General features: G+C 45.4%; 15 protein-coding genes, 1 pseudogene and 1 CRISPR repeat array. Of the genes and pseudogenes, 5 read left to right on the forward strand and 11 right to left on the reverse strand.

Going from position 1 to position 19,595, the window contains the following annotated elements:
- Window positions 1-116 precede the first annotated feature (116 nt).
- Genes IQ219_RS00245 through IQ219_RS00255 form a run of 3 tightly spaced genes read right to left on the reverse strand, consistent with a single transcriptional unit; the run spans window position 117 to window position 3,378 of the window.
- Window positions 117-3,005: a plasmid replication protein, CyRepA1 family gene (locus tag IQ219_RS00245; protein ID WP_194071330.1), complete on the reverse strand. Its 2,889-nt coding sequence runs from the start codon at window positions 3,003-3,005 to the stop codon at window positions 117-119.
- Window positions 3,005-3,181: a hypothetical protein gene (locus IQ219_RS00250; protein WP_190595645.1), complete on the reverse strand. Its 177-nt coding sequence runs from the start codon at window positions 3,179-3,181 to the stop codon at window positions 3,005-3,007. The genes IQ219_RS00245 and IQ219_RS00250 overlap by 1 nt, the downstream gene beginning before the upstream one ends.
- Entirely contained in the window at window positions 3,178-3,378 is a 201-nt protein-coding gene (locus IQ219_RS00255) for a hypothetical protein (RefSeq protein ID WP_194071355.1), read from the reverse strand. The genes IQ219_RS00250 and IQ219_RS00255 overlap by 4 nt, the downstream gene beginning before the upstream one ends.
- Window positions 3,379-3,799: 421 nt before the next feature.
- Window positions 3,800-3,983: direct repeats of the CRISPR family, unit length 35 nt; unit sequence GTTTCAGTCCCGATCTCCGGGATTAGTTAAAGGAA.
- A 62-nt stretch (window positions 3,984-4,045) separates the two neighbouring features.
- On the opposite strand from IQ219_RS00255, the pseudogene IQ219_RS00260 reads away from it, so the two are divergent.
- The 3 genes and pseudogenes from IQ219_RS00260 to IQ219_RS00270 form a co-directional block, all read left to right on the forward strand.
- Window positions 4,046-5,179: pseudogene (locus IQ219_RS00260) on the forward strand (IS66 family transposase); the annotation flags it as partial.
- A gap of 928 nt (window positions 5,180-6,107) precedes the next feature.
- Window positions 6,108-8,363, forward strand: a complete 2,256-nt coding sequence (locus tag IQ219_RS00265) for a heavy metal translocating P-type ATPase (protein ID WP_194071331.1) — start codon at window positions 6,108-6,110, stop codon at window positions 8,361-8,363.
- A 14-nt stretch (window positions 8,364-8,377) separates the two neighbouring features.
- Window positions 8,378-8,887, forward strand: a complete 510-nt coding sequence (locus IQ219_RS00270) for a cupredoxin domain-containing protein (RefSeq protein ID WP_190595668.1) — start codon at window positions 8,378-8,380, stop codon at window positions 8,885-8,887.
- Between the two features lie 25 nt (window positions 8,888-8,912).
- Here the strand turns inward: IQ219_RS00270 and IQ219_RS00275 are convergent, their stop codons facing one another.
- The 8 genes from IQ219_RS00275 to IQ219_RS00310 form a co-directional block, all read right to left on the reverse strand.
- Window positions 8,913-9,389 carry a hypothetical protein gene (locus tag IQ219_RS00275; protein WP_194071332.1) on the reverse strand — a complete coding sequence of 159 codons (477 nt, stop codon included), beginning with the start codon at window positions 9,387-9,389 and terminating at the stop codon, window positions 8,913-8,915.
- Window positions 9,390-9,534: 145 nt separating this feature from the next.
- On the reverse strand, window positions 9,535-10,005 hold the full coding sequence (locus IQ219_RS00280; protein WP_194071333.1) for a DUF2808 domain-containing protein: 471 nt from the start codon (window positions 10,003-10,005) through the stop codon (window positions 9,535-9,537).
- A gap of 356 nt (window positions 10,006-10,361) precedes the next feature.
- Window positions 10,362-13,502 (reverse strand): efflux RND transporter permease subunit, encoded by a 3,141-nt coding sequence (locus tag IQ219_RS00285; RefSeq protein ID WP_194071334.1) that lies wholly within the window; start codon window positions 13,500-13,502, stop codon window positions 10,362-10,364.
- Window positions 13,503-13,549: 47 nt separating this feature from the next.
- Window positions 13,550-15,193, reverse strand: coding sequence for an efflux RND transporter periplasmic adaptor subunit (locus IQ219_RS00290; RefSeq protein WP_194071335.1), 1,644 nt, complete (start codon window positions 15,191-15,193; stop codon window positions 13,550-13,552).
- A gap of 63 nt (window positions 15,194-15,256) precedes the next feature.
- Window positions 15,257-16,609, reverse strand: coding sequence for a two-component system sensor histidine kinase RppB (rppB, locus tag IQ219_RS00295; RefSeq protein WP_194071336.1), 1,353 nt, complete (start codon window positions 16,607-16,609; stop codon window positions 15,257-15,259).
- Window positions 16,596-17,294, reverse strand: coding sequence for a two-component system response regulator RppA (rppA, locus tag IQ219_RS00300; RefSeq protein ID WP_194071337.1), 699 nt, complete (start codon window positions 17,292-17,294; stop codon window positions 16,596-16,598). Before rppA ends, rppB begins: the two co-directional genes overlap by 14 nt.
- A 6-nt stretch (window positions 17,295-17,300) precedes the next feature.
- Entirely contained in the window at window positions 17,301-17,891 is a 591-nt protein-coding gene (locus IQ219_RS00305; protein ID WP_194071338.1) for a DUF305 domain-containing protein, read from the reverse strand.
- Between the two features lie 115 nt (window positions 17,892-18,006).
- Complete coding sequence (locus IQ219_RS00310) at window positions 18,007-18,300, reverse strand: HNH endonuclease (protein WP_194071339.1); 294 nt, start codon at window positions 18,298-18,300, stop codon at window positions 18,007-18,009.
- Window positions 18,301-18,518: 218 nt separating this feature from the next.
- On the opposite strand from IQ219_RS00310, the gene IQ219_RS00315 reads away from it, so the two are divergent.
- Window positions 18,519-19,124: a ParA family protein gene (locus IQ219_RS00315; RefSeq protein ID WP_194071340.1), complete on the forward strand. Its 606-nt coding sequence runs from the start codon at window positions 18,519-18,521 to the stop codon at window positions 19,122-19,124.
- A 53-nt stretch (window positions 19,125-19,177) separates the two neighbouring features.
- Window positions 19,178-19,429, forward strand: a complete 252-nt coding sequence (locus tag IQ219_RS00320; protein WP_194071341.1) for a hypothetical protein — start codon at window positions 19,178-19,180, stop codon at window positions 19,427-19,429.
- Window positions 19,430-19,595 lie beyond the last annotated feature (166 nt).

Raw genomic sequence — 19,595 nt, forward strand, 5'->3', positions numbered from 1 at the left:
TTTTTTTGCCCCTGTCCCTTGATTTAGGGCACTTTTTTGGGTTGTCAGGGGATGCTGTTAGGGCTAGAAGCTCAAATAGGCATCACATGGATGAAAGGGAAGGAATAACCATTAACTCATGCCCCTATCCCCCTACATAATTCTTTTAAGGGGGAGGTGTGACAAGTGACACGGTTAGAATCCCGCTCAAACCACCTTTCCATAATGGCTAGGGCTGCATCGCCGGGGGGGGGATCTACCAGGGCATAAATCCGTTGCCGTCCTCCATTAATCCGGCATTGTTTCCTTGTCATTTTCAGACCCATTAATCCCAGTAACCGTTGGGCAACGGCGATGGGCGCATCCCCTTCGGGGTTAATGGATTGATTCAAGAAGGTCTTGATGTCATGGCGAAACTGGCAGATATGCTTAAACCAATCCCGTAGACTCTCCGAGGTATGGGCAGAGCCGTCCAGGAATTGCCCGATATTGATAATTTCCAGGGTTTTCACCTTGGCGCTATAGCAGGCGCTGTTAATGTCGGGGGTGAAGGCTTCCCCGGTTTGTTTGCTGAGCTTTTTGACCCGATGGTTATCCCGGTCAGCTAAAAATTCCCGCCCCATGGTGAGGTAATACCGCAACTGCAACTGACCATATAGCCCTTTGTTATCTTGGGTTACCAGTTCAGGGGTGATTTCATCGGTAAGATACCGTTTAGAGATCGCCGTCTTTTGTTCTGACAATCGTTCTGGTTCACTTTTGGCCCTAGCCTTGGAAATCCGGTCAAATTCTAGATCATCGAGTAGGGGAGCGGCGGCCACCTTTTCACAGTGCTCTTGATAATTAGCCTCAGTGTAGGCTTTCATTAACTCTCCTATGCTCTGCCCATCGTCGGGGGGGTCAGGGGAGATAATGGCATATCCTTCCGCCTCTAGGCGGCTGAGGATCACATCCCGATATTTTTTAAAGCCGTGGTTGTGAATGGCAGCATAGGTTGCCCAGGTGGCCAAGTGGCGGGGGGAATGGCCATCAAGGTTGGCGAGCGCCTCCGCTTGTCCCAATAGGAGGGAGTTGGCTTGAAAGAGTTTTTGTTGGGAGTTAATTAAGATTTTCGGAATGGTGGAGCCGTTACCAATCCTTTGATTGGAATATTTTTTAACCCAGAGATGGCGGGGGATATCTTCCCGTACCCGGGCCAAGGATTGACAGACGGCTTCAGCGGTTTGACTGCCGGGGGCAAAACAGAAGACGCGGTGGAAATGCCCTTTAATATCAATACTGACCCCGGTTTCCAAGGTTGGGGAGGCAATAACAATGTCGTAGAGGGGAAGGACTGCGTTCAGGTTGCCCATTACCCCATAGGCGGGGTGTCCCGGTTCCGCTACTGATTCCGCATCAATCCGCAAAATTTTCAGTTCGGGGAATGCTCCCGATAAGGTTATCTCTAGGTTAATAGTTCCCCATTTGCTGCTGACTTTTTGTGCTCCGGTGTGGATCATCAGGCGTTCGCCGTTCTGAATACATTCCAAGGCATCGGAGAATAAAGCCTCTGGTTTGTCATAAAGGAAGGCTTTACGGACGTTGGCGGGGTTATATTCGTTGACCACTACCCAAGGGGCGGCCTGGGTTGTTAATAGCCCATTTAGGTAATCAAGGCTGATGCGGGTTAGGTCGGCATCACTGAGGATGATTTGCCCTGCTCCATTGAGTAATTCGGTCAGGGTTTCCAGAATGGCGGGACGATTACGTTGACAGGTGCTGGAGTTGAGTAAATGCCAGATGACCTGCTCTGCTTCATCCAAAATAACTAGGGCATCAGGGTAGCGGGCGGGGTCAAAGGCAGGCTTGGCATGGGGGTGCAGGGAATCAACACAGAGCACGTAGCCGTTGAAGGACTCGGCTCCAAATTCTAATTCCGACCGATAGGGTAATCCAAACCGCTTGGCCAATTCCTTGGCTAGCTGTTCCCGGTGGGTTAGGACAATGACGGGCATTCCCTCGGCGATCGCCTTCTCTACCCGTTGGGCTAATATCTCGGTTTTCCCTGTTCCTTTGGCAGCTTTCATTCCCACTAATCGGGCGATGACTTTGGCCAAGATATCCGGCTCAAGGTAGCGGGAATTTACGGTCTGGGAGATGAGGGGGGTTAGGTCGGTAAATTCGGTTAGTTTGTAAGCTTCGAGGCTTTGGCGGGTGAAATAAATGCGGTCTAGGCTGGTTTCTCCGTTGCCAACGATGACATCATCAATGCCTTTGGCTGACCCTGCCCAGGTCATCACAGTGACTTTGCATCCCTGGAATTCCATCAGGCGACCGGTGTTGGCGATCGCCTTCCTTACATTTTTGCGGGTGGTGGGTTTGTCGTCGTTGTCAAAGCAGAATATAAATTCCCGACCTTCTTGGCAAAATGCTTCAAGCTGGGGGATTAGCTGTTTGTGGACTAATTCAACCCCATCGGTATCTTTGCAGCGGTAACCGGAATAAATCCCCGGTAAACCCAGGGCGGCATACCCATGACTGAGTAAGGATGCGGTCTTTTTGGCTCCCTCCGTGATGACAATGGCAACGGAGTTATTTTTCACCCACTGCCAGAATGATTGGGCAATCTCCTCGTTGGGGATGTTCTCAAGGTCGGGGCAGTCCAATCCCCCTTTTTTGGCAATTTGTCGCCATTGATGACGAGTGATTTTTAAGCAAAATGCTTCTGTTGTAATCTTGGGCGGGTGCTCATATTTGATGGGCTTCCCGTCTTTAGATAGTCGAGGACGATCTGGTTTGAAACAGCCCCATTGAGAGTCTTCTAGGGTGATGGAATCTAAGCCTGAGCAATACCACCCTCCTTCTTCAAGGTGACGGTATTGGCTCAGGATTCCATTACTTAATCTTCCATCGTTGCGCCGGGGTAATTTGTCGCCATACAGCAACCATCCATGGGCGTTATCAAGGCTCTGGACGTTAGCCTCGATTATTTCAGGGGCGATTCCGCTATTCCGCCATTCTTGCCAATGCTGGGGTCTCAGTTTCATTACTTCACCCCTCCCCATGCTTCAATGAACCCACGTTTGGTTATTTCATCCGGGTAATGGGTGGTGGGCAGTAATTTTCCGTCGGGAAAGGTCATGCCCAGGATTTGGTCATTTCCTATGGCGATCGCCTTAACTCTTGAAAATATTGCTTGAACGAGTAGAATAGAGTTAATCAAACGACACCCCCTCCCCTGAATTTTTTGGGAATGTGTCTTGACTGGATTTTGATAATCCCTCTTTTAGATAAATACCGATCGCCCGATTGGTGACTTTTAAAGACCTTGGAAACCCCCTCGCCGGCCAAAGCATCAGGGGTTTTCTTGGTTTTAGGTGTTTGTGTGGCGATCAGCGGCGCATTAAGCCGCTCGTTCATTTAATAAATCCTCTAAAAGTTTGCGGTCGGTGTATTCGCTTGCCAGTATTCCTTAAGATCTGTTGAAGTTCTTTAAAAAACTTAGATCTTGGTCGGCGAACTGAAGACATTTAGCTTGACGAGCTTTCTGACTCTAGCCATTACGAATAACAAAAACTGTCTTTCATCAAATGCTATCATCCCTAACCGGAATGATTGCAAGTTTTTTTGGATGCTCTTCGGTAAAATCAGTATCTAATGTCACGGCTAATGTCGTCTCCATCCTTGTTTAGGTCTCTTCGTATTTCTGCCGCGGGCTGGACGCCGTTTTAAGTTGTCCGGCAATTGGTCTTTTTGCTCTAACCTCTTTGGCTTGAGGTTGATAAATTATCCCAATTGCGGCTCATAACATCAACTGATGATTGTTAAAGTATTGGACATAAAAAGTTTCAGTCCCGATCTCCGGGATTAGTTAAAGGAAAGGGTTGAGCTTGCCCTTGTCAGTTTTCATTTCAATCGTTTCAGTCCCGATCTCCGGGATTAGTTAAAGGAAAGTTATTTAGTGTTATGGGTGAAGGTATTTCCGAATTGTTTCAGTCCCGATCTCCGGGATTAGTTAAAGGAATACAAAGCCAATCAGAGCAAAGAGGAAAAGACTGCGAAAAAACGAGAAAGGAATCACCAACAGGGAGGACGAGAACTAAACCCCAATCCAGACCAGATAGTGGTAGCTCATGCGACAGCTTGCCCCCATTGTGGAATGGAGGTAGGCCCAGAAGGGCAAAAACTAATAGGGATATACGAAAGGATAGAACTGCCGGCAGTCAAGGTAATAGTGACCAGGGTGGAACGTCATGGAGGCAAATGTAAGTGCTGTCAGCAAAGTTATGAAGCAGCAGTACCAGTAGGACTAGAACCAGGGTCTCCCTTTGGAGATAGTGTGGCAATAATGGTCAGCTATCTGCGCTATAGCCAGGGCATCAGCTATGAAAGACTGAGTCGGTTAATGGAGGAGATGTATGGACTAAAAATATCGGAGGGAGCCATTGCGAATCTACTTAAGCGTGTCAAAAAGCAACTGAAACTGCCAGTGGCGAGCATATTGGAGAAGTTACGGAGTGCCGTTTTAGTGGGGAGTGATGAAACTAGCGCCCGAGTCAATGGTAAAAACCAGTGGGAATGGGTATTTCAAAATGAGGAGGTGTGTTTCCATCTAATTGACCCAAGTCGGGGCAAGAAAGTGATTGAAGAGGTGATGGAGGGTCATTGTCCCGAGGTGTGGGTGAGTGATTTATTTAGTTCCCAGAAAGCCAACCCAGCAGAAAACTGGCAGGTGTGTTTAGCCCATCAGTTAAGGGATTGCCAATACGCCATTGATGCTGGCGATGACCTGTTTGCCCCAAGGATGAAACGACTTTTCCTCCAGACGATTGCCCTACAGAGACGACGGTCTCAATTGGCCCCTTCCACAGTTAAACAATATTGTTCTCGATTTCGAGGAGCCATCAAGACAATTTTGAGACTAAACCCCATCCATGAAGAGGGGAAAATTTTACTGAGGCGTTACCAGGGTATTGCCGAACATCTCCTGCTATTTCTGGGTGATCAATCCATACCTCCGACTAATAATGCCAGTGAGCAAGCTCTCCGCTGGAGTGTAATTTTTCGCAAGATTACCAATGGCTTCCGCTCTGAGTGGGGCGCACAACTTTTTGCCATGATTCGTTCTTTTTTTGGTACTGCCCACCGTCAAGGCATTTCTGCTTTTCAAGCTCTCTCTCTCGCTTTTACATCACCTCACACCAATTGGCTACTGGGTTGAGCAATTACTTCTAGATTATCGGCAAAAACGAAACGGTGACGCCAGACTACTTTTAAAATTCAGGTAGGTAGAGCTAAAAAAACATAACTTAACTGTTATCGATTTGTTGGCATTGTTCAAAAACTCTGTGCCTCAGTTTTCAAAGGGGTGTTTTGACTATCTATCCAGCTGAGCATAACCTAAATTACTTGTAACTGCTCAAGAATCGCCGCTCTGACTCTCCGAATGACCTGTCGGCTGTTCCACTGATAATGGTTTAGAAAACGACTCAGGGCTGAAGCTGACTTGATTGGACTATTCTGCGATCGCCGTTGTCTGGGCCTGGGTACGATTAGTCACGATAAAACCAGTTAGAGTTACGCCTGTCACTAAACCGGCCAAACTACAGATCACTGTTTTAGTTTTCATAAATTTTTTCCTGGCGATTTTGTCGCTATCTACTTGATTATGCTGAGTTTTAAATTCAATATTTAATAGCAACTACTTTAGGTAGTTCTATCTTGATTATGACACTTAGGGATGAAATATTTTGTTTTTTTTCTATAGTCAAATTTTAACAGCAGAAATTCCTTAGAATTTTAGATATTTGAAATATTTGAAATGCTTGAAATAGAGTATGACTAACTGCTCAATCTAGCAAAGATGGTAATCTCAAGAAAATCTTAAGTTTCAAGAAAAATTCAAAGAGAAATTTCATCGTGATTTCATATTTCTATGATAGGCTCAAAATATAGATCAATCCAGGGTGACTGACTCCTCTAAATTCTTCTCTCTGGAAGTTAGGCTAATTTACACGTTGAATATAATTCCAATGCCCACGAAAGCGATCACAGTAAATTGGAGAGATATGTTTTTATCTCCTCTAACGATCCTCAAAAGGGAGACCTACAGATTAAATTTTCTATTTTTGTAAAAGGAAAGTAAAAGAATGGATAATCTGCTCCTTAAATTACGGGGAATGAGTTGCGCTTCCTGTGCCTCGAATATTGAAAAAGCTATTCAATTGGTTCCAGGCGTGACTGAGTGCCAGGTAAATTTTGGGGCTGAACAGGCGACGGTTCAATACAATTCTCAACAAACCGATCTGAAAACCATTCAAGCGGCGGTAGTCAGTGCGGGCTATCAAGCATTTCCCCTAGAAGAAATGAACGCGGGTCAAGATGATGAGGAAAAAAAGTCTCGCCAAGCTGAAACCCTTGATCTAAAACGCAAAATCTGGGTCGGTGGGATTTTCAGTATCCTGTTAGTTTTGGGTGTAATTCCTGAAATGTTAAGGATAAATTTGTTCTTTATTCCTGCTTGGTTGGGTAATCCCTGGTTACAGTTAATTTTGACAACGCCAGTTCTATTTTGGTGTGGACAATCCTTTTTTATTGGTGGCTGGAAAGCTTTTAAACGGCATACTGCCACAATGGATACCCTCATTGCTTTAGGGACTGGAGTAGCTTATTTTTATTCTCTTTTTGTGCTTCTTGTTCCTAGTTTTTTTACCGCAGAAGGATTAACTCCCCATGTTTATTTTGAAGTGGCAGTAACAGTAACAACGTTAATTTTATTAGGACGATTATTTGAGAATATTGCTAAAGGCGAAACCTCGGAAGCGATTCGTAAATTAATGGGTTTACAGGCTAAAACCGCACGAGTTATTCGTGATGGTAAAGAATTAGATATTGCCATTGAAGCAGTGATTTTAGAAGATATTATCGTAGTTCGTCCTGGAGAAAAGATTCCTGTAGATGGAGAAATTGTTGAAGGTTCTTCCAGCATTGATGAAGCAATGGTAACGGGGGAAAGTGTAGCAGTGAAAAAACAGCCTGGGGATGAGGTTATTGGAGCAACCATTAATCAAACAGGGAGTTTTAAATTTCGCGCTACTAGAGTCGGAAAAGACACCGTTTTAGCCCAAATTGTTAAGATGGTACAGCAAGCCCAAGGCTCTAAAGCTCCGATTCAAAAGTTAGCGGATCGCATAACAGGTTGGTTTGTTCCTGTCGTGATGGCGATCGCCATTCTCACGTTTATTATTTGGTTTAATGTCATGGGTAACATCACCCTGGCTATGATTACAACGGTGGGGGTTTTGATTATTGCTTGTCCCTGTGCCTTAGGATTAGCAACCCCAACTTCCATCATGGTAGGAACAGGAAAAGGAGCAGAAAATGGCATTTTAATTAAGGGAGCTGATAGTTTAGAATTGGCCCACCAAATTAAAACTATTGTGTTAGATAAAACGGGGACGCTTACCCAGGGAAAACCTACAGTCACGGATTTTTTGACTGTTAAGGGTATTGCCGATGGGAATGAAATGAATTTATTAAAATTGGCGGCTTCTTTGGAGCGAAATTCAGAACATCCCTTAGCAGAAGCAGTGGTCAGGTATGCCCAATTTCAACAAATTAAGGTAGGGGAAGTTGAACAATTTCAAGCGATCGCCGGTAGTGGGGTACAGGGAATTGTAGAAGGTAAATTAATCCAAATCGGGACGCAACGTTGGATGCAAGAATTGGGGATTGGAACTCAGTTTTTAGAAGCCGATAAAAATGCGTGGGAAAATGCAAAGAAAACCGTTGTTTGGTTATCTGTAGCGGGTCAAATTGAAGCAATTATGGGCATCGCTGACGCGCTCAAGCCCTCCTCGGCGGCAACGGTAAAAGCCTTTAAAAAACTCGGTTTAGAAGTGGTGATGTTAACGGGGGATAATCAAGCTACGGCGGAGGCGATCGGGTTAGAAGTGGGGATTATTCGCGTTTTGGCCCAAGTCCGTCCTGAACAAAAAGCCGCCAAAATCAAAGAATTACAGGCAGAAGGCAAAATTGTTGCAATGGTAGGAGACGGGATAAACGATGCCCCTGCCCTAGCCCAAGCTGACGTGGGGATTGCCATTGGCACAGGAACGGATGTGGCGATCGCCGCTTCTGATATTACGCTAATTTCTGGGGATTTACAGGGAATTGTGACTGCCATTCAACTCAGCCGTGCCACCATGCAAAATATTCGCCAAAATCTTTTCTTTGCCTATATTTATAACATAGCAGGTATTCCCATCGCGGCAGGTATTTTGTTTCCTTTTTTTGGTTGGTTACTAAGTCCAATTATTGCAGGAGCGGCGATGGCTTTAAGCTCGGTTTCCGTTGTGACCAATGCGTTACGTTTACGAAAATTTCAACCTAAAGTAATTATCTAAAGAGGAAATGAATCATGAATCAACGAATGATTTGGGGAACATTAACAGGATTGGGAATTTTTATTTTCACGGCATCGGCAGGAGAAGCCGTTCCCATGCCTTCCGAGCATTCTAATTCGACTACTCAATTTCGGCGTATTGAGCAACCCTTGGGGCTAAAAGCGATCGTTACTCTAGGGGGATTAGGCTTAATTGGTTTAGAGTTATGGTGGTTTTTATTCAGCCAACCTACAACGAAAAAAGCTGAATCGGATCAAGGCATTCAATCTTTAGATATTTCCGTTGATGGTGGTTATGAACCCGCGTTAATTGTGGTTAAATTGGGTCAATTAGTTAGATTAAATTTTTTTCGTAAAGATACTAATAGTTGTCTGGGAACAGTTCTGTTTCCAGATTTTCAGATTGCTCAAGATTTACCTCTTAATCAAGTTACAACCATTGAGTTTACCCCTGACAAGCCTGGTAAATATCCCTTTACCTGTGGAATGAGTATGTTTCATGGGGAAATAGAAGTCCAGGCTTAACAATTGCATCGTAAATTTTCAATAATTAATATTTGAAATTGAATCTTCCATTGATTTTTTCACCGTTAATATCACTTAAGATTGCAAGTTTATAATCTCCTACTATTTGGGTAGAAAAAAGGGCAGTATAGTGCTTATCTTTGTCACTATATTTAAAATCAATATTTTGTTGGGTTCCATCAGGTAACTGAATTTTACCGGTCACAGTGGCATTAGGAATAGGCGTATGATCAGTTCCTTTTTGCAGATAAAAATCGAGATGGAAACCACCAGCTTCTTTGAGGGTAGCCAGTTCTAAATGGTAGGGGCCGACTTCTACTACTTGTCCTCCTTGACCCCCATTAGATTCAGTTTTATTTTCCTCAACATTTTCCGTAGGGGTAATGGTAGGAGTCGAGTTTGGCGGGGCATTATCTGCTGTGGGGGTTGGGGTACTACAAGCACTTAAAAACGAAATAATGACAAGAAAAAGGGTAGACTCAATAAAGTAAAAATGTTTCATAAATTATTTTTGTTTGGTACAAGATGACGGGATTTTTTACCAAAGAGGAAGAAGTGGAGAAGTAGAAAATACCTAAATTCAATGTATAAATTAGGCAATATCAATTTTAGCAATAACTTCCCCACTGTAATCTTAAAACTTTATATTAGTTATCATAAGTTCGTACCTGTCTTGATCCTAGAGGAATTGTCGTATCTATTTTTGCTGTTGTTCCATAAAGCCGATAAATCCAAACAGTGCCAAGTCCTGTTGCGCTAACATCCTCTAGACGAATCATTAATGTTTCATTATTAGAAGCAGGAGGAGAAAAATCAATCAGAACTTGATTATTTGCGATGGAATAAGTATTATTAACTAGCTTGTTCTCTTGATTTCTAACTTCAATTTTTCCATTAACTTTGATGTCGTTAGGAACTTGAATGGTTAAAGATGATAAGCCAGTTTTAGGTACATTGATTGTAAAAAAGTGTACAGCACGTTTTACACTTGCATTATTTGGAATTGCTCCACTTTTTATATCATAAGCAAAGGCAGAAGAATTTATAAAGCTGAGATCTTTGATGAAATTCACGGATAAAAAAGACAACATTAAACTAGCAATTAAGATTTGTTTCATGAATCAATTTGGTGATCGTTGTTACTTCAAATATCATAAACAATGACTATGAAATTAAGATGAAATAATCATTGTTTATTTCAGGAATTTGCCATTAGTAATAATATTTATTAAAAAAATTGTGTCTGCCATTAAAATAGTACAAAAAATACAACGTTAAACTGTTTTTAAAGTTGTTCTTTATTTTGGTGGTCTCAAATTAGGGAATTTATTTGGTGTAAAAGTAGAACTATTATCAGAGTGAGACTAAATTTTAATAACAATTGCGAACCGCTAAAATTCTGTAATACCTCGTCTCAAGCAATGGGGAATATACCATTGCTTGAGAGATTCAAAAAAGGTATTTCATAAACAATTTAAACTTTTGTCAGGACATTAATGGAGGTTGATTCCGGCGTGGGTATGGTAATAGATGGACGCAGAAAACGTCCAAATTGGGCATATAAAGCAGGTAATACCAGTAGAGTTAAAGCAGTGGAAGTAAAGAGTCCACCGAGAATAACGATCGCCAGGGGTTGAAGAATTTCCTTACCGGCCCCAGTGCCGATCGCCAGGGGAAACATGCCAAGGGCGGAGGTGAGGGCGGTCATCAAAATTGCTACTAACCGTTCCTGGGAACCTTCATGAATTACTTGGGAAAGGGGTAACCCCAGAGCAATTTTTTGATTGTAGTTATCCACCAGCAATAAACCATTACGAACCGCTACGCCAAAGAGAGTGATAAAACCCACCAGGGAAGCGACAGAAATAACGCCCCCGGTCAAGGAGATCGCCAAAATCCCTCCAGCCAGAGCCAGGGGCAGATTGACCATAATCATCAGGGTGGCGGGCAAAGATTTAACCGCAAAGTACATCAGAATAGTGATAACTACTATAGATAAAAGGCCAAACAGTAAAAGGTTTTGACTGGCCCGTTCCTCCGATTCAAATTGGCCACCATACTGGATGAAATAACCTGTGGGCAGAGAGACTTGTGCCTTAATTTCAGTTTGAATATCGTTAACCACAGACCGCAAATCTCGACCTTGAACGTTGGCGGAGGCAATAATTAAGCGGGAAACATTTTCTCGATTAATGGTGTTGGGGCCAGTACCATAACTAATTTGGGCGACCTGGGCCAAGGGGATTTTTGTGCCGGTGGGGGTATCCACCAGTAAATTGCCAATGGTTTCTAGATTATTGCGGGCATCCGCTTTCAGCCAAACTAGGAGATCAAATAATTGTTGGTCTTGCAAAACCTGGGAGGCAACCCGGCCATTCAAAGCTGTTTCCACCAACTCAGAAAGTTGGCCAATGGTTAAGCCATAGCGCCCTGCGGCCAGGCGATCAAACTGAATTTGCACCTGACGCACCGGGACTTGGGGTTCTAGTTGTAAATCCACCAACCCAGGAATTTCCGCCATGGCTGTTTCCACCGATTTACCGATGGTGCGGAGTTGTTCAAGGTCGGGGCCAAAGATTTTAACGGCGATGGCACTTCTGACCCCCGATAACACTTCATCCATGCGATGGGAAATAAAACCACCAATGCTGGGGGCAACCCCAGGGATTCGATTAAATTCCGCTCGTAGGGTTTCAACGCTGGCTTCTCGGTCGGCTATGCCCTCATCACTAAGTTCTATATCCAAATGTCCTAAATTAACCCCACCGGCATCGGCATCCCCTGGGGCACGACCGGAGCGTAATTGTACAGTGCTAAAACGGGGGTCATCCTTGAGGGCATCCTGAAGGGCGAAACCAACCCGATTAGTGGCTTCCAGGGAACTACCGGGATAAAGGAGCATGGCATTCACCAAGGAGCGTTCTTGAAATTCCGGTAAAAAGACCCTCCCCATACTCGGTACTAGACTGAGGGAAAATACAAAAAAAGCGATCGCCGCCCCAATAATCCAGCGGGGATGGTGGGTACTGAGTTTTAATAGGGGTTGATAAATTCTTTGGCTAATGCGAGCTAACCAAGTTTCATCACTGGGCAAACGGCAAGGGGCTAATAGGAGGGCACAGAGGGCTGGGGAAAGGGTCATGGCCACTAAAGTAGAGGCAAAGATGGATAACAGGTAAGCGAGGCCCATGGGGGCAAAAATGCGCCCTTCAACCCCCGTTAGACTAAAAATTGGGGCAAAAACAACGGCAATAATCACCGTAGAAAAAACCACACTAGTGCGAACTTCCACAGAGGTATCGTAAACCACCTGAAAAGGATGCTTGGGATTGCCCAAAGCCTGGTTTTGGCGGAGACCCCGGTAGCAATTTTCCATATCCACAATGGAGTCATCCACCACGGAACCGATCGCCACCGCTAATCCTCCTAGGGTCATGGCGTTAATACCCTGGCCAAACCCATTTAAAATCATCATGCCAATGAGAATGGAGAGAGGAATGGCACTGAGGGTAATCACAGCAGTGCGCCAGTTCATCAAAAACAGCACCATCACCACGGCGACGATGATAATGCCATCTCGCAAAGAATCCCGCACATTGGCGATCGCCGCATCAATAAAACTTTCTTGGCGAAATGTCACCTGAAGATTGACCCCAGCGGGCAGGGCCGCTTTCACCTCCGCCATGGCTTTTTCCACTGCCTTACTCACTGTGGGAGTATCGGCTTGGGGTTGTTTATCGATCACCAGCACCACCGCCCGTTGGCCATCCACACTGCCATCGCCCCTAGTCAAAGCAGGGCCAATGGTCACGTCCGCCACATCCTGGAGCAGAATCGGTTTACCGTCCCTGGCTGTCACCACGGAATCCGCCAACTGGGCAATATTTTCGATGCGTCCTAACCCGCGAATTACATCCTCTTGATCCGCTGTTAATAAAAATCCCCCCGCCGCATTAACATTGGCTTCTTCCACCGCCTCAGTCACCTGTTGTAGGGAAATATTAAACCCTTTGAGGCGGGCCGGATCTACTAAAACTTGATATTGCTTAACGTCACCGCCATAGGCAACAACTTGGGAAACTCCCGGTACGGCCAAAATCTGATTGGTAATTTCCCGGTCTACCCGCCGTCGGACTTCCATCAAGTTAGCTTCGGGATTCTCTGCCGACCCATCCACTGTTAAGGCATACATTAAAATTGTACTAATGGGGGAAGACACCGGAGAAATTTGAGGTTCCTCTGCCCCGGTAGGTAGTTTACTCCGGGCGGATTGCAGTCTTTCCGTCACGAGTTGCCTAGCTCGATAAATGTCTGTATTGTCCGCAAAAATCGCTTTAACTACGGAAATGCCTACCGCTGATGAAGACCGAACCATTTCCACCCCTGGGGTGCCATTCACCGCACTTTCAATAGGTAGGGTAATTAGTGTTTCCACTTCTTCCGGCGCTAAGCCTGGTGCTTCCGTTTGAATTTCCACTTGGGGAGGTGCAAAGGGGGGAAACACATCCAACGGCATTTGGGTGAGGTTATAGCTCCCTAAAATTCCCACCAGCAGGGCTCCAATAACCACTAACCAACGTTGGGCGATCGACCATTTGAGGATGGCATTAAGCATTTTCTAGGTAAATAGGGTTGATGGATGGCTTTGGCGGGGCAGGGGATTTAAGAAAAGTCCTGGTGGGAGGAGGTTTCAACTAGTACTTTTTCAACTTCTAGGGATCGCTCGTCCTGGCTTTTTGTTAAGGTATTTCCCTGCAAGGGTTGGCTCCGTTGTCGTTTTCCCCACAAACTACCCGTCCAAAAAAGTCCAGCAGCAATCATGGTTCCCCCTAGGGGTAAAAGCCATCCTGATGATGTTGGTAAAGGAAAGGTAGATTCTTTTGCGTCTAAAGATTCCTCGGTCTCTTCTACCTTTTCGGACTCAGCCGGTTTAGCCCGCAAAGATTGGGCGTAGAGTTGACTGGCCCGTTGGGAAACCACTAAATCCCCTGCAAATAAACCGTCTTTGATTTCCACCCAATCCCCGGAAACCTGCCCTAAAGTAACGGTAATGGGTTCAAAGACATTGCCATTCTGCACAAAAACCAGATTTTGCTGATCATTAGTTTTGACAATGGCCGATGGCGGAACCGCTAACACCGGGTTCGGGGTGCGATCTGTTAAAACTTCCAGTTCCACAAAAAGACCGGGCTTAAGTTGACCATCGGGATTGTCCAATGTTGCTTTCACGGAGACGATGCGATTTTCCCCTTCTACCACCGAGCCAATTTGATTAATTCGTCCACTAAAGATTTGGCCCGGCGTACTACTAGCCCAGCCGCGAATTCCTTGGCCCTGGCGAATTTTACTTAAATCCTTTTCGTAAATATTGGCTGAAACTTGAACCTGCTGACTATTGATGATGGTAAAAATTGGTTCCCCGGCATCCTGTCGAGATTCTCCCACTTTAATTTCATGCTCTGGGGTAGTGGCGGGGTCAATCACTATGCCTGCAATGGGGGCTGTAATGACTATGGTGCCGTCGGGACGGGCATTGGTTCCAAGTTGTTGCAAACGGGTTTGATAGTTTTCCTCGCTCAATTTGACCTGTTTTTGGGCCATATTTAAGGCGGCTTGGGCCCGTTTGATTTGGGCCACAGCTTCACTGACCGGCAAACGACTTTGGGTTCTTACTAGATTAGCCTGGGCCTGGGCTAAGGCTACTTCCGATTCTAAAAGCTGGCGACGGGGCAGGGCTCCATTGGTTTCCAGCTCCTGGTCTCGGTCGTAACGCTCCTGGGCAAATTCCTTGGCAAGGCGGGCTTCTTCAATTTCACTCTGGGCTACCTGTTGCTGTTGGCGGTAATTTTCCCGAGCTAGCTCCAGATCGGCTTGGGCCTCTTCCACACCGGCGATCGCCGAGCTACGGCGGTCTTGGGCGGTGGTGCGTAATTCAGCCAATTCGGCACTGGTCATAGTGGCTACCGGTTGACCGGCTGTAACTCTTTCCCCCGGATTAACTAATAACTTAAGTAATTTTCCCCCCACTGGAGTGGTCACTTCAACCCGTTGTTGCGGCAGGGTTTCAATCTGACCTGTTGTCCTGATGCCCGTATCTAAGTAACGAGGTTGTAAAGGCTCTACCTGAACATCCAAGCGACGAATAGTTTCCTCATCAAGGGTAATGCCCTGGGCAGACTGGGCCGATTCACTTTGGTGAAATTCATCTCCATGGCCAGCATGGGCTAGGGTCGCTTGGGGAGACATTACCAGCAACCCTAACAGCAGGGGGAACGCCCAACCCTGAACAATGATCCGGTTTTGCATAGAATTCCGACAGCGCAACGTTCTTAGTGTTTCACAGGAATATGAAACCAAGATGAAATGGAATTACGACTGAACTATCGGTGCAGAAACAAGGGGCAACTGGACGGTGAAAAGACTGCCTTGCCCCAATTCACTCTCCACCGTTAAAGACCCCCTATGCTTAACAGCGATCGCCTGGGCAATGGCAAGGCCTAATCCTGCCCCTCCCCGTTGTCGAGACCGGGCCGTATCCACCCGATAAAAACGGTCAAAAACCCGGCTTTGATTCTCCGAAGCAATGCCAATGCCCGTATCTTGGACTTTGATGATGGCTTGCTGTTTATCGGTCTCAAGCATGACGGTTACCTCGCCCCCCGTTGGGGTGTAGTGAATGGCATTACTGATTAAATTACCCACCAAACGATAAAGCTGTTCTTCTTCTCCCCTGACCCAGATATTTGCTTGATTGTCTAACTTCGCAGATAACAATACCCCAGCGGCGATCGCCAAACCGGCAAATTCCTCTGTTAAATCCTCAACCAAATCATTGAGACAACAAAGGGTAAACTGAGTCGGATTAACTGTTGTTAAATCCATGCGGGAGAGGAGTAATAAATCATGGATTAAATGGCTGAGACGATAATTTTGTCGTTTTAAGGTTTGCAAGGTGCTATGGGTTTCTTCAGCATTAGGTTCTGCATTTAATGTCGTTTCCAACGTTGCCTGAATCGCCGTAATCGGTGTACGTAATTCGTGGGCAATATCAGCGGTGAACTGCTGGATTTGTTGGTAAGAACGATAAACTGGCTCCATGGCTAAGCCTGCTAACCACCAACTAGCACCACCGACCACAATCATCACAATGGGTAAACCCCAAACTAAAAAGCCTTGGATCGTGTGCAGATGATGGTCATATTCCACCAAGGAGCGCCCCACCTTTAAATAGCCCCAAGGTTCACCAGTAGCGGTTTTTAACTGCAACGAAACTTGGTGATAGCGGTTCCCTTTTTGATCCGTTAATGGTTTTTGACGGGTGGTTTCCCGCTCAAAGGCTAAGCCTGGGGGATTTTCCCCTGCCGTTGCTAATAATTGACCGTTTAAGTCCAAAAACCGGACATAATAGCCCGGCTGTTGGGTCGCATTGAGAATATGGCTCCGTTGAGGGAGCCTAGGGCAAGCTACTGTACCTAAGCAAAGATTAGGCAAAATTTGTTTAACCGAGGGCTCTAACTGCCCCGGTTGTTGTAATAGTGGTTCCAGTCCATCATGGAGGGTTCCTGCTAAAGAGGTTAATTCTTGATCCAGCGATCGCCAATGATCCTGGGAAGTCATTTCATAGACCGCTAGGCCACAAAGACCCAAAATAAGTCCCATGACCCCAGCGTAATAACTGGCTAAACGCCAACGGGATAGATTGAATAATCTATTGTTCTGCATGGGTTGGATGGGGCTGAAAACGATACCCTAAGCCATACACAGTTTCAATGAGATTGCCATGGCTATACTCCCCTAATTTTCGCCGGAGCAAACGCACCTGGGCCGCTACGACATTACTGGTGGATTCCGCCGACAGCGCCCACAGTTGATTTTTAATCTGTTCACTACTAAGAATCTGCTGGGGATGTTTCATGAAGTATTCCAAAAGCTGGAACTCCTTGGCTGTGAGGGTAATTCTTGCTTGTTCTGGGGTTACTACCGCAAAAGTCCCATAATCCAACCACCATTGCCCCACCTGTAACTGGGGGGGGTGCAATTCTGGCGATCGCCGTTGCAAAGAACGTAAACGAGCTAATAGTTCCGCCATGCCAAAGGGCTTGATTAAATAATCATCGGCCCCTGCGTCTAAACCCTCAACCCGGTCTGCAATTTGATCCTTCGCTGTCAGCATTAGAATTGGTAAAGAACTCCTTTGGCCCCGGAGTTTTTGGCACAATTCCAACCCCGATAACCCCGGCACCATCCAATCAAAAATAGCTAGGGTATAGTTCACCCAGCCCTGGTCTAAATAGCTCCAGGCTAGGTTGCCGTTCTGCACCCAATCAACTACGTAATTTTCGCGACGGAGAGCTTTTTCCAGCGCCATTCCTAGATCAGGCTCATCCTCCACAAGCAACAGCCTCATGCTTCCTCACTGGCCATACCAGTTTTGATACCATTGCTTCATTTGCTTAATTTCCGCACTTTGGGAGCGGATAATGTCATCCATCAATTTATCCATCTCCGGGCGTTCCGTATTGGTTTTTAAATTGCTAGCCATCATCACTGCCATTTGGTGGTGGGGAATCATCTGACGAATAAATTCCCGGTCAAAGTTTTGGGCGGTGGCCAAAGCATCTAAATCCATCGCCATCATGCCGTGACCTTGATGCATTCCCATCATGCCTTGGCTCGACAAAGCAGGCACTGGTTGTTTAAACCATTGCTGATACCAGGTTTTCATTTCTTTAATTTCCCTTTCCTGATCTCGGATAATATTCCGTGCCAACTCCTTGAGTTCAGGATGTTCCGCTTTTTGCAGAGCCATCTCCGCCATATCAATGGCATCTTGATGGTGGGGAATCATCATTTCGATGAAACTTTGGTCTGTCCATTGCATGTGCATGCCTTGTTGGGCCATCATCTGTGGTGGAGATTGATTGCGATAAACCGCTGTTACCCCAGCCGCTGAACCACTGAGGAGTAGTCCTGCCAACCCATATATCCAGAATTGATTACCCACGGGAATGCTTACCTCCTATTCCTTCTCTAATTCCAGTTTGGCAAAGCAAAATGAAATCAGGATGAAATTTAGTGGTGTTGCAAATTTGCTACCAGTTCATGCTTTTGTCCTGTGGTCAATTAATAGTAATTTTTAGCTGTCCTGGTGTTATATTCCCCTGTTGCCTCCGGTGGTAATAAAGATGACAGGGGGAGCATACAGCCATCAAATTACTAGGGGAGTTATTACCTGGATCATAATCACAGTGATGAACCGCCATCCTGAGTCGATACCGATCGCCGGTTGATAACCCCTTACCTTCCCCAGACTTGAGGCATTGCACCCCGCACCGTTCACAGACCCAACCAACAGACTGCTTTTTGTCCAGAGCAATCTGATTCCAGTCGGGGGGATAACGATTATTTTTCATCCCAAACCCCTAGTAAAAAATTTAACTCCCGTCATAACCCCTAGTAATTTTTTCTGAGTTTTTTGCAAAGATATTGTTTTGCATTTACTCATGATTGCATGACTGTATGAATAAAGAAAAGCATACTTGAAGGAAAAATAACGAGATAATAGGAACTAGAAAGCGACAAAAGCCAGTCATTCATTAATGAAAGAATAAATGCAAGTTTGCATACAATCATGAAAGTAATCGCCATCAGCGGCTATAAAGGTGGGTGTGGGAAGTCTATGACCAGCATTCACATAGCACGGTACTTAGCCGATAAGGGAAAAGTTCTCTTAATTGATTCTGATCCCAATCGTAGTTGTGAAAACTGGTTTAACCGCAGCCCTATACCTGTCCCGTTTAATGTGGTAAACGAAAAGGCTGCAAGTCGGCACATCCCCAACAATGAGTTTCTGGTGCTAGACACTCCTGCCCGTCCTGCCAGTAGTGAATTAAAAGAGATCAGTGAAGGAGCAGACCTGACAATTCTTCCCTGCATCCCCGATGCGTTTAGTTTGCAAGCAATGTTTTCCATGTTGCCCGACCTGTACTCCCAAGCAACTTATCGCTGCCTCTTAACCGTTTGTCCACCGCCCCCCTCTAAAGAAACCCAGAATGTACGAGAAGCTCTTAAAGAAGCCCAAGTACCACTCTTTAGGGCCCAGATCAGAAGGTCTGCTGGATTTGTTAAGGCGATCGCCCAGGGCGTTTCTGTGTGTGATCTCCCTGCTAGTCAGCGCATGGGGTGGATGGATTACAAGGAACTTGGCAAAGAAATATTGACAATCCTACAAACATGAAATCATGCAAGTATGATAGTAAACTTTCCTACAAACATTAGATTATTAACTCCATGAGCAGCAATAACTACAAAGAGATCCTTAACCAAGCAAAAAAGGAAAAAGAGCGAGTTGCCTTGCAAGCAGACAATCATGCAAGCCTACAAGTAGGTAAGGAAGTAGATGAAGTATTGGTCAATTTATGCGTGAGAGTGCCCAAAAATTGGCGCACAAACATCAAATCCAAAGCAGTTCAATATGACATGACTTTAGAGAAATTGGTGATCGCCGCAGTGGATGAATATGTAAAACAGCAAGGATGGTGAAAATCGAAAGTTTTACTGGGGGCAATCTCAAACAATATTTATCCCCCAGTAATTTTTTAGACAATCAAGCCAAGTTCTCTTAAGATAAAAGTTATAGGCATTTTCTTTTTGTCCATATCCTGGATCAATTCCAGTTTTGCTTTAGGGATATACTTCGACCCCTTGC

This window comes from Synechocystis sp. LEGE 06083, from assembly GCF_015207725.1.
Taxonomy (GTDB): Bacteria; Cyanobacteriota; Cyanobacteriia; order Cyanobacteriales; family Microcystaceae; genus Synechocystis; species Synechocystis salina.

Coding starts and splice junctions, on each gene's coding strand:
- rppA (WP_194071337.1), bottom strand. CDS start 17,294: ATGAGGCTGTTGCTTGTGGAGGATGAGCCTGATCTAGGAATGGCGCTG.
- IQ219_RS00290 (WP_194071335.1), bottom strand. CDS start 15,193: ATGCAAAACCGGATCATTGTTCAGGGTTGGGCGTTCCCCCTGCTGTTA.
- IQ219_RS00285 (WP_194071334.1), bottom strand. CDS start 13,502: ATGCTTAATGCCATCCTCAAATGGTCGATCGCCCAACGTTGGTTAGTG.
- IQ219_RS00270 (WP_190595668.1), top strand. CDS start 8,378: ATGAATCAACGAATGATTTGGGGAACATTAACAGGATTGGGAATTTTT.
- IQ219_RS00310 (WP_194071339.1), bottom strand. CDS start 18,300: ATGAAAAATAATCGTTATCCCCCCGACTGGAATCAGATTGCTCTGGAC.
- IQ219_RS00265 (WP_194071331.1), top strand. CDS start 6,108: ATGGATAATCTGCTCCTTAAATTACGGGGAATGAGTTGCGCTTCCTGT.
- IQ219_RS00275 (WP_194071332.1), bottom strand. CDS start 9,389: ATGAAACATTTTTACTTTATTGAGTCTACCCTTTTTCTTGTCATTATT.
- IQ219_RS00320 (WP_194071341.1), top strand. CDS start 19,178: ATGAGCAGCAATAACTACAAAGAGATCCTTAACCAAGCAAAAAAGGAA.
- IQ219_RS00255 (WP_194071355.1), bottom strand. CDS start 3,378: ATGAACGAGCGGCTTAATGCGCCGCTGATCGCCACACAAACACCTAAA.
- IQ219_RS00245 (WP_194071330.1), bottom strand. CDS start 3,005: ATGAAACTGAGACCCCAGCATTGGCAAGAATGGCGGAATAGCGGAATC.
- IQ219_RS00280 (WP_194071333.1), bottom strand. CDS start 10,005: ATGAAACAAATCTTAATTGCTAGTTTAATGTTGTCTTTTTTATCCGTG.
- IQ219_RS00315 (WP_194071340.1), top strand. CDS start 18,519: ATGAAAGTAATCGCCATCAGCGGCTATAAAGGTGGGTGTGGGAAGTCT.
- rppB (WP_194071336.1), bottom strand. CDS start 16,609: ATGCAGAACAATAGATTATTCAATCTATCCCGTTGGCGTTTAGCCAGT.